The organism is Photobacterium sp. BZF1 (assembly GCF_014349205.1).
Lineage (GTDB): Bacteria > Pseudomonadota > Gammaproteobacteria > Enterobacterales > Vibrionaceae > Photobacterium.
This window is the reverse complement of sequence record NZ_JACSOF010000200.1, coordinates 1-10,029: the sequence shown is the minus strand read 5'-3', so window position 1 is coordinate 10,029 and position 10,029 is coordinate 1. Positions and strand designations below refer to the sequence as shown.

Annotated in this window: 9 protein-coding genes and 1 riboswitch; of the genes, 5 read left to right on the top strand and 4 right to left on the bottom strand. The window is 45.2% G+C overall.

What is annotated here, in order from left to right; translation table 11 throughout:
• Nucleotides 1–109: 109 nt before the first annotated feature.
• Complete coding sequence (locus BIZ37_RS27700) at nt 110–697, bottom strand: AAA family ATPase (protein WP_187464278.1); 588 nt, start codon at nt 695–697, stop codon at nt 110–112.
• A gap of 305 nt (nt 698–1,002) precedes the next feature.
• Between BIZ37_RS27700 and BIZ37_RS27695 the strand changes: the two genes are divergently transcribed.
• The 4 genes from BIZ37_RS27695 to BIZ37_RS27680 all read left to right on the top strand — a co-directional run bounded on the left by BIZ37_RS27695 (nt 1,003) and on the right by BIZ37_RS27680 (nt 4,199).
• The gene (locus BIZ37_RS27695) at nt 1,003–2,022 is read left to right on the top strand and encodes a permease (RefSeq protein WP_187464277.1); all 1,020 of its coding nucleotides are present in this window, start codon (nt 1,003–1,005) and stop codon (nt 2,020–2,022) included.
• 30 nt (nt 2,023–2,052) lie between these two features.
• Nucleotides 2,053–2,289 (top strand): thioredoxin family protein, encoded by a 237-nt coding sequence (locus BIZ37_RS27690; RefSeq protein WP_187464276.1) that lies wholly within the window; start codon nt 2,053–2,055, stop codon nt 2,287–2,289.
• 164 nt (nt 2,290–2,453) lie between these two features.
• Nucleotides 2,454–2,885 (top strand): cupin domain-containing protein, encoded by a 432-nt coding sequence (locus BIZ37_RS27685; protein ID WP_255526938.1) that lies wholly within the window; start codon nt 2,454–2,456, stop codon nt 2,883–2,885.
• Between the two features lie 92 nt (nt 2,886–2,977).
• Nucleotides 2,978–3,077, top strand: a riboswitch (purine riboswitch).
• A 111-nt stretch (nt 3,078–3,188) separates the two neighbouring features.
• The gene (locus tag BIZ37_RS27680; protein WP_187464275.1) at nt 3,189–4,199 is read left to right on the top strand and encodes an adenosine deaminase; all 1,011 of its coding nucleotides are present in this window, start codon (nt 3,189–3,191) and stop codon (nt 4,197–4,199) included.
• A 93-nt stretch (nt 4,200–4,292) separates the two neighbouring features.
• Here BIZ37_RS27680 and BIZ37_RS27675 read toward each other — a convergent pair whose 3' ends face one another.
• On the bottom strand, nt 4,293–4,637 hold the full coding sequence (locus BIZ37_RS27675; RefSeq protein ID WP_187464274.1) for a DUF1971 domain-containing protein: 345 nt from the start codon (nt 4,635–4,637) through the stop codon (nt 4,293–4,295).
• Between the two features lie 247 nt (nt 4,638–4,884).
• On the opposite strand from BIZ37_RS27675, the gene norR reads away from it, so the two are divergent.
• Nucleotides 4,885–6,465 carry a nitric oxide reductase transcriptional regulator NorR gene (gene norR / locus BIZ37_RS27670; RefSeq protein ID WP_187464273.1) on the top strand — a complete coding sequence of 527 codons (1,581 nt, stop codon included), beginning with the start codon at nt 4,885–4,887 and terminating at the stop codon, nt 6,463–6,465.
• 2 nt (nt 6,466–6,467) lie between these two features.
• On the opposite strand, the gene BIZ37_RS27665 is transcribed toward norR, so the two are convergent.
• Together BIZ37_RS27665 and BIZ37_RS27660 are read right to left on the bottom strand one after the other, a co-directional pair.
• Entirely contained in the window at nt 6,468–8,354 is a 1,887-nt protein-coding gene (locus BIZ37_RS27665) for a methyl-accepting chemotaxis protein (protein WP_187464272.1), read from the bottom strand.
• Between the two features lie 221 nt (nt 8,355–8,575).
• Nucleotides 8,576–9,919, bottom strand: a complete 1,344-nt coding sequence (locus BIZ37_RS27660; RefSeq protein ID WP_187464271.1) for a sigma-54 dependent transcriptional regulator — start codon at nt 9,917–9,919, stop codon at nt 8,576–8,578.
• Nucleotides 9,920–10,029: the final 110 nt, after the last annotated feature.

Below are 10,029 nucleotides of genomic sequence, written 5' to 3'. Positions count from 1 at the left end.
CCATTTTATAACTGGATACCATCAAGCATATGATAATTTATAAAATACAATCAGAATAAAATAGAAATGGGCAAGGTAAATCAACACTCGAGCAGGATTGAAGATTTGACTACTGCCGCTGATACCGGTTTATCACATTCTCAATCGTCATGATGCCAAACATGATTTTTCTAACAAATGACTCAGAGCTACCAACAAAATAGAAATTAGGGTGTCTTGCCCAGATCTTTTGTAGGGCAATATCAAGTTTCGCCGCCTGAACTGATGACTCGCTTCTTACCGGATTATTACTGCTGATGTCATGGCCTGTCGCACCTGCTGATTCAAAAAAGATCACCGCATCATAACGGGATATTTCCTCTTCAAACGTTGAGTTCACCTGCTTGAAAAAGTCTTTTTCGCTGCCAGGCCAATATGCTAGTCCATCCAGAGACCCTCGGTCACACACCAGCAACCGGTCTGGGTAATGTGCCTTATTGATATTTTCTAGGTTTTTCTGCAGTTGGAAGATGGTTTTCTGAATCATTTTCAGTACTTGCTCATCTTCAGAACGCATAATCCCTCCAGAAAAAAGAACCGTTGCCGCCTCAGGGACAACGGCGATTTTGTTGCCTAACTCCCTGCGGAACAAGTCTAGCGCTGTGGTTTTGCCACCTCCCGGCCCGCCTGTTACGACCACTTTCAACTGCTTTTTCATATTAAACCCTGCCTATCAATGCTTGTTATCAGCCTAGCCAACAACAAGATTTGCCGCAGTTATTCCGTGATAATTCCCATGATAATTCTGAATAACTGAAACCCACATCTGAGTACAAAATCCACGTAAAGTACGACCGCAAAAGCATTGATAACATTTAGAGTCATTGAAAAAGCCGTTTTTTGGGGCATTACCCACCCCTTTTACTCGCTTAAGGGGCTTTTTCAATTTTTTTAAAAAATGCGAATCCTTTTCTCTGCTGCTTCGTCTTTATCTGTAGATAATCATTTTGCTAAGGACGAAGTATGTTCCAAGTATTCACTGACATCGCCTCATGGTTGGTGTATTCAGTGTTGGGTCTATCACCTGAAACCCAACTCGCAGGTGCCCTGCATTTTTTCATAGACGACACTCTCAAGATCTTTGCTCTGTTACTGGTAATGATATACGTCATTGCTTTGTTAAGAGCCTCTCTCGACGTCGAGCGGGTAAGGGATTACCTCGCCGGTAAACACCGGGCGCTTGGTTACTCGTTAGGTTCACTCTTTGGTGCCATTACACCATTTTGCTCCTGCTCTAGTATTCCTGTTTTCCTAGGTTTCACCTCTGCCGGAATCCCTTTGGGGATCACAATGGCATTTCTGATCACTTCGCCACTCATCAATGAAGTCGCAGTGCTCTTGTTAGTTAGCTTACTCGGCTGGAAATTCACCCTTGTTTATATTGCTCTGGGTATGACAGTGGGGATATTAGGCGGAATATTCCTTGATGCTATCAAGGCTGAACGTTGGTTACAGCCTTTTGCTGCAAACGCCCTTAAACAGGGACAATTAAAGCAAGGGACCGAGGCTAGTACTCAAATTGAAGCTTCAACGCTTTCAGACGATTCTGCACGTCTCTCTCTGGCTGACAGACACACTTTCGCCAAAGAGGAAGTGGTCACTATTTTTCGTCGGGTATGGAAGTGGGTGTTCATCGGTGTCGGACTGGGTGCAGCTCTACATGGCTTCGTTCCTGAAGGCTTTATAGAGTCATATCTAGGTGCTGGCCAATGGTGGTCAGTTCCAGCCGCAGTTTTGCTCGGTATCCCGCTCTACTCCAATGCGACAGGCGTTATCCCCGTGATGGAAAGCCTCATCACCAACGGATTGCCCATAGGTACAACCCTGGCTTTTTGCATGAGTACGGTCGCAGCAAGCTTCCCTGAATTCATTCTGCTCAAGCAAGTGATGCAATGGCGGCTGCTTGCAACGCTATTTGCTCTTCTATTGGTTGCATTCACCCTGATCGGCTGGGTGTTCAATGCCACCTTTCCCATTATGTAATTACAATTGAATCAATTAAGGAATCAAACCATGAAAAATGTAAAAGTCCTCGGCTCTGGATGTAAAAACTGCATCGTCACAGCCGAACTCATCAACGATATTTTCCAACAACAAGGCGTTGAGTTCGAACTGGAGAAAGTACAAGACATGGCGCAAATCATGGCATACGGGGTGATGTCGACGCCTGCTGTCGTCATCGATGATGTTGTCGTACACAAAGGCAGCATACCCAAAAAAGAAAATGTGGAAAGCTGGCTAGCAAGCTAAGCCAGCACATCATTACAACAACCTAGAACAAGGAGAGGCGCTTAATAGCGCCTTCCTATCTCACCCAAATCTATGATGCCCAGCGAAAATATAACTGCTCTCAACCAATAAAGGGCCAAGCTTGTCCTACGCTTATTGCTACAAGCGACAATAAGGAGCAAGCCATGAAAATAAGGATGATTTTTCCCAACGCACTATTAACATTAGTGTTATTCTCATTAGCACTATTGCTATCCAGCTTTTCACCTTCCGCAGCAACATCTAAAGATCTGATCAAAACAACATCTAGCTGGAACGGCGAACCGCTGCCTTCTATTCAGCTCCAACAGCCCGAAATCACCATCAAGGAAATTATCGTTGAACCGGGTGAAAAACTGCCGTGGCATCAGCACCCAGTTCTCAATACTGGGATCTTGCTCAGCGGGCAGTTGACCGTTCACACCCAAGATAAGAAAGTCACCCTCAATGCCGGAGAAGTACTGGTTGAAGTGATGAACACCTCCCATTACGGTGAAAATACCGGTGATGAACCCGCCAAGGTCATTGTGTTTTACATTGCAGAGAAAGACAGTAAGGTCACAATCCTGGACCAATAACTTTGCATGGCTGAAGATTGCATCAACAACGTCGCTATGCGATGATCACGAAAACGTTTGCTTGCACTATTTTGTGATTTATTACTACACTGGTTCTAATAAGCAAACGGCTTCGTATAACCCCATTGATATGGTATGGGGGTCTCTACCAGAATCCGTAAAATTCTGATTACGAAGAGTTAAGCGCATGTGTGCTTTTCTCTTTGTATGTCAGTATCCGACGCGACAGAAAAGCACCTTAATACTCCACAATCCATACGCCTACCACAGTAAGGCGGGTTAGAATTATAATAAGGGCTTGATATGAAAGAATTTATCAAAGGATTACCTAAAGTAGAACTGCACCTGCACATTGAGGGCACGCTGGAGCCTGAATTGATGTTTGAGCTTGCACAGCGCAACAAGGTTGCTATCCCATTCACTTCTCCCCAAGCAGTTCGCGATGCTTACCAGTTCCATAATTTGCAATCTTTTTTAGACATCTATTATCAAGGTGCAAAAGTACTCATTACAGAGCAAGATTTTTTTGACCTCACTTGGGCCTACCTACTGCGCTGCCGTGAGGACAACGTCGTTCACACCGAAATTTTCTTCGACCCCCAAACCCATACCGAGCGCGGTATTGCTTTCGAAACCGTCATTAACGGTATCACTAGAGCGCTAGAGCAAGCCCAGACCGAACTAGATATTTCAAGCCAATTGATCATGTGTTTCCTTCGCCATCTCGATGAAGCATCAGCATTCGAAACCTTAGCGCAAGCGATGCCTTTTAAAGATAAGATTATCGCTGTAGGGCTAGACTCTTCTGAGCTGGGTCATCCACCAGAGAAATTTGCCCGGGTATTCCAAGCCGCGAGAGAGGCCGGCTTCCTAACCGTTGCCCATGCCGGTGAAGAAGGCCCAGCCCAAAACATACTCGATGCAATATATCTGCTTGGGATCAGCCGTATCGACCACGGGGTACGGTGTGTAGAAAGCCCCGACTTAGTCAAACAACTGGCTGAAAGCCGGATGCCGTTGACCGTTTGTCCGCTTTCTAATATTAAGCTCAAGGTCTTCGATAAGATGGAACAGCACAATATTGTTGATCTGCTTGAAACAGGCTTGTGTGTCACCATCAACTCTGATGATCCGGCCTACTTCGGTGGTTATATGACCGACAACTTTGTTGCTGTTGTTGAGGCACATCCAATTAGCCCCAAGCAAATCGCTCAGTTCAGTCTGAACGCTATTGAAGCAAGTTTTATTGAAAACTCTCGCAAGGTGACACTGTCACACAGAGTGAATGACTACTTGGCAAATTTTACTGCCTGATAACTATTTCGGACCTATCGCGATTAGCAATGTACCTCTAATAAAACAGCCCGGCTTCAACCGGGCTGATTTCTATTTGGGGCATTACCAATCCTAGTCTGTTTTTTTAGCGTGAAACATTGGCTGACCGGATTTATCCCCTTCTGACCAGAAGTTAATATTGAACTGGGCGTCATCACTCACCTCGATGCGATGCCAATATTGTGGCGGGCTCGTTGCGAACTGCCCAGCATTGATAACCACCTTAAGCTCTGGCTCTGTAGCCTCACTATCAGCAAAGCCATAGTAGGTAACTGTCCCTTCCATGACACATAACTGCCCAAATACGCCCGCAGCAGTATTATGGTGACTAAGTAAAGCAGGTGGAACATTATCTTTGGTAAAGAAAGGCGTTGAACGCTGTACTGTCCAGTGAGCAGGAATACGTAAATGACTCATAGTGATCTCCGGTCTAATTCAAACAGGTTGTATAAATTGTTTAATTTATTCAATGAGGTGGGCAATATGCCACTCGAAATCTAATTGAGGTATTGCATCGACCGTGCCAGATTTTTAAGTGCATAATTTTATTTAAATTATTAATAAACCATTGAAACAAGATGTCATTTTGACAACTTAAGATTACTGTCAAATAAACACTTTAGTGTCATAATGACAGTATATTTGACAGAAAAGCATACCTCGCATGAAGAACACGCCCAAGGAATTAACTCAACTTGCACTGGATCTCACCCAAGGTATTTCCAGCCAAGACCGGTTTGATCGATTACTGTCTGTCATTAAGTCTCTTTTTAGCTGTGACTCATCAGCGCTTCTCGCTTTCCGAGACCAGCATTTTTCTCCACTTGCGATTAACGGTCTTTATGAAGAAGTGCTTGGACGCCAGTTTCATATTGATGAACACCCCCGCTTGGAAGCTATAGCCAGAGCCGGTGATATAGTCCGCTTTCCTCATGACAGCGATCTACCTGATCCTTATGATGGGCTAATTCCCAGCCATCAAGGGAACCTTCATGTTCATGCGTGTATTGGCCTCCCCCTTATCGCCAATGAGTCTCTCATCGGTGCATTAACCATCGATGGCTTTGACCCTCACCAATTTGACCAATTTAGCGATGATGAGCTTAGGGTGATCAGTGCCCTTGCTGCGGCAAGCTTGCACACTGCTCTCTTGATGGAGAGACTGGAAAGCCAAGCGGTGAACATACCGCAGCCCCAAGGTACAACTAACTTACAAACAGGAAAGTTACCTCAGGCAGGTCAAGTGGAAATGATCGGTAAGTCCAAAGCCATGGAAGAACTCAGAAACCACATACAGGCAGTGGCAGCGACAGAGTTAACGGTATTGATTACTGGAGAAACAGGTGTAGGTAAAGAACTCATCGCCACTTCCATCCACCAAGCTTCACACCGAAGCCAACAACCGCTGGTTTACCTCAACTGTGCAGCCTTGCCTGAATCGGTTGCTGAAAGCGAGTTGTTCGGTCATGTGAAAGGGGCATTTACAGGTGCCATCAGTGATCGCAAGGGTAAGTTTGAAATGGCTGATGGCGGCACCCTATTTCTTGATGAAGTGGGTGAACTTCCCCTCTCTTTGCAGGCGAAGCTTTTGCGAGTCTTACAATATGGTGATCTGCAAAGAGTCGGTGACGATAGTTTACTGAAAGTGAATACTCGGATAGTGGCAGCGACAAACCGTTTACTTCATGAGGAAGTGAAAACCGGTAAATTCAGGGCCGATCTTTACCACCGCTTAAGCGTTTTCCCCATCATGGCTCCTCCCCTAAGGGAAAGAGGTAATGATATTCTGCTACTTGCTGGCTTCTTCATGGAGCGGTGTAAAGGCAAGCTTGGCATTCAATCGATGCGCTTAAGCCAAGAGGCAGTAACACAACTTAGTCTTTATTCTTGGCCGGGCAACGTCCGGGAACTTGAGCATGCCATCAACCGAGCCTCTGTGGTTGCACGGGCAGAATCAAATGGCTTGGACTTTGTCGAACTCCAGCCGCAGCATTTTGATTTCCATGCCGAATCTCATGGAGACTCTACACTCTCAACGGTAGGAACTGATACCCCCCACCATAGAAAAAGCCCAATATCGGTGGATACCAATATTGGGCTCAAAGACGCTACCAACCGTTTCCAGTACCAGTTTATCGATGAGAGTTATCAACGTAACAATCAAAATTGGGCAGCAACAGCCAGAGCGCTTGAACTAGATGCCGGAAACCTTCACCGCCTAGCCAAGCGCCTTGGATTAAAGTAACGCTAAACGATAAAGGTAGAGACCTTATCGTTCAAGTTTGCCGCTTGCAGGCTAAGGCTTTCAGCTTGCTGGCGGGCTTGATGGGCATCTTCAGTTAATTGATCACTCACATCCTTAATCGTGGTGGTATTTTGGGTGATCTCATCCGTAACATGGGTCTGCTCTTCAGCAGCGGTAGCAATTTGTGTCGCCATGTCACTGATCATCGCAACCGATGTATTGATCTGCTCCAGTGCGACATTGGCTTCATCTGCATCTTCAACGGTACACTGGGCTAGCTTGGAACTGGTATCCATTAAGTCTACCGCCTTGGTAGTGATTTGCTGCAAGGTCGCGATCATACTCTGGATCTCTTCTGTCGAAGTATGAGTTCGCTGCGAAAGGACTCGTACTTCATCAGCAACCACCGCAAAGCCTCTACCTTGCTCACCCGCACGCGCTGCCTCTATCGCCGCATTCAGGGCCAACAAGTTTGTCTGCTCGGCAATGCCCTGAATCGTAGACAAGATACTATTGATACCCTGAGCATGCTCATTGAGCTGGCTAATCACGGTGGAAGCTTCATTGACCTCATTGGCCAGATTCGAAATCGAATGGCGGCTTTGGATAACCAGTTCACGGCCACTGTTAGTATGAGAGGTGGAATCCTGTGCGGCGCGAGCGGTTTGTTCAGCATGTGAAGCAATTTCCTGAGTAGCGGATGCCATTTCAGTCACTGCTGTTGCTACCATGGTAATTTCATCTTGCTGACGCTGAAGTTCTCTCGCTTGCTTGTCTGCTCGGGACTCACTTTGCGTTGCGCTCTGCCCTAACTCTTCACCCTGATGGCGAACATGACGGATCAATGTTTGAAGGCTTGCCACGAACTGATTAAAGTTTCGGGCTAAATCACCGACTTCATCTTGGGTATCAATGTTGATTCGCTGGGTAAGATCACCTCCGCCTTGAGCAATCACACCCAACGCAGAAGAAACTTGCTGTAACGGCTTGAACAAGTACATACATAGTAAGTTGAACAAAAAGGCGCATACCACGACCACCAGCAACGTCAAAAACATCTGCTCATATAAAGTGCTATAGAGTGGGTCCAGCACCGAGTTGGCATCAATCACAATAACCGTTTGCAGTGGTTTCCCAGCAATTGGGGCAACATACAGGTAACTGTCAGTGCCATTGATAACGACACGCTCTACATGGCGATCGCTGGCCAAACGAGCAAGTAACTGGTTCGTTAAATCACTATCTTTGAAATTAGTCGGCTTATTGAGTAATGACGTATCAGCGTGAGCAAAGATATTACCTTGATCATTAGCTATGAACATGTAGCCCAAACCTGGCAGCACCACATTATCAAGCTGGCTGATGATATTCTTGATCTCTACATCTGCTCCGAGTACAGCCTGATCACCCATCACATTCACAGCTTTGCCCATGGATACCACACTGGCGCCCGTCGCCGCCGCCACTGTTGGATTTTCGACCGTCACCTTACCATTCTGGCCCAGCGCATGCCGGTACCAATCCCATTGGCGTGGATCGTTGTTACCCTGTGGCAGCGACACTTGGTTGGCATTCACCTGGGAACCATCCGTAAAGGCCAAGAAAACATTGTCAAAGCCCGCTGAATGTTTTACCTGACGAAGGTGGGCTGGGATATCTTGCGCATTGATGTCTTGTGGAAAAGCTGACAATGCCATGGCTTTTGAGTCCATCCAGTCAACGACATATTCGTTGTAAGCAGCGGCAACACCACGAAGTCTGGCATTTAAATCTTCATCCAACCGGCTTAGGGATGAAAAGAAAGAGAGGACTGTGACTAATGCGCCACCGAGGATAATAGCGATACTTGCCGAGACAGCCAGTTTTTGCCGTAAAGATAAACTAAACATCCGTTTCCTTTTGTTGTTAGCATGTTCAATCAATTTAATTCACGGCTCGAATTATTACATTTTTATCTCAGTGAGAGTATCACTTCATTGTTTTTTCAAACTAAAAGCTGCATGAGATCATTTATTCAGCGTCCACCCCAGAAGTATTCACTGAGGAAATATTTTACCCGTCAACAATAAAAAAGGCCCCGAATGGGGCCCTTGCTTTAATGAGTTATTTATCAATCTCTGGCAAAGCCATTATTATAATGTCTTACATCAGGAACGATATTATGTTTATTTAACAACCGGTACATGGTCGCTCGGGAAACGCCGAGATCTTTAGCTGCTGAGGCCACTTGTCCACGATGGGTTTCAAGAACCGCAACCAAAACATCTTTTTCAGCTTCATCTTTAATATTGCGCAAGCTTTGTTTCAAGTTTGATTTGCTCGGCAAATCAAAGTGCTCCGCTTTCACTTCATTACCTTCAGCAAGTAAGGCAGCACGCTTAACTTGGTTAATCAACTCGCGGACATTACCAGGCCAGCTATAGCGCAACAGCAACTGCTTAGAATCCTCAGAGAACGAAGAAGCCATCGTGCTGTATTCGCGAGCAAACTTGGTCAAAAAGGTTTCTGCTAGCAAGAAGATGTCTGAACCACGCTCTCGCAATGTTGGTACTTTAATGTGGAACACATTCAAACGGTAAAATAACTCTTTGCTGAATGTGCCACTTGCTACTGCTGCATCTAAATCAGCACTGGTAGAGGCGATGATACGTACATCCCCAGATGCTTCTCCTTCCAAAGTGTCACTGCTTGGCGATTGGAGGTAAGTCAGCAGCTCTTCTTGCATCTCTTTGCAAAGCTCATCAACGTTATCCAACATCAGAGTACCGTTAAATGGTGTTCCGTCTTCTTGGCGATAACTACCATCTAGCAAGGCCATATTTTCGTCTTCACGGTTTAAAGAAGCACAGTTAACGGAAATGAATGGCGTATTCTTACGTTTAGATAGGTTATGGATAGATTTAGCAATCAGCTCTTTACCTGTACCGTTTTCCCCTGTAAGGAAAACATTAACTTCAGTCATGGCAACCCGGCGTACCATGTCTCTAAGCTGTTTGATGGATTTTGATTCACCGTACAGGCCCATATCGTGTTGCGTTGTGATTTCAACCCAAGAACTTGATTCAATCTCAAGCATGCCGAGCTGGTGGCCGATTGTGCTCAGGAGGTGGCTGCTTGGAATCGGAACAGTGAAATAATCGACGCAGAAGTTGTTGATGAATTGACAGATTGCATCAGTTTTAAGCTGCTCTTTCTTAATGATTGCAATCCACTTAACTTGCTTGGTTTTGTTTGCCCTCAATGAAATGCTGTTTAAGCTAAAATCATTATTGCTTAAATCAACAACACAGATACACGGACTGTATTCTTCCAGAATTGAATCAACCGTACGTAAATCATAACAACAGTGGGTTTTCCATCCAGATTGTTCTAAAAGCGCAATCCAAGGTTCGTAGTTACATCCCAGTGCTACTAAACGACCATCTATTGATTTATTTTGACTTTGAGTCACCATCGAAGTCACCTTCTATCAACTTATATTTATTGTGTTTGTATTGAAAATATAGGTGACATTTTTATGTTGTGATACGTTTCAAATCTAAGAAGATTCAGTAAATGAATTAC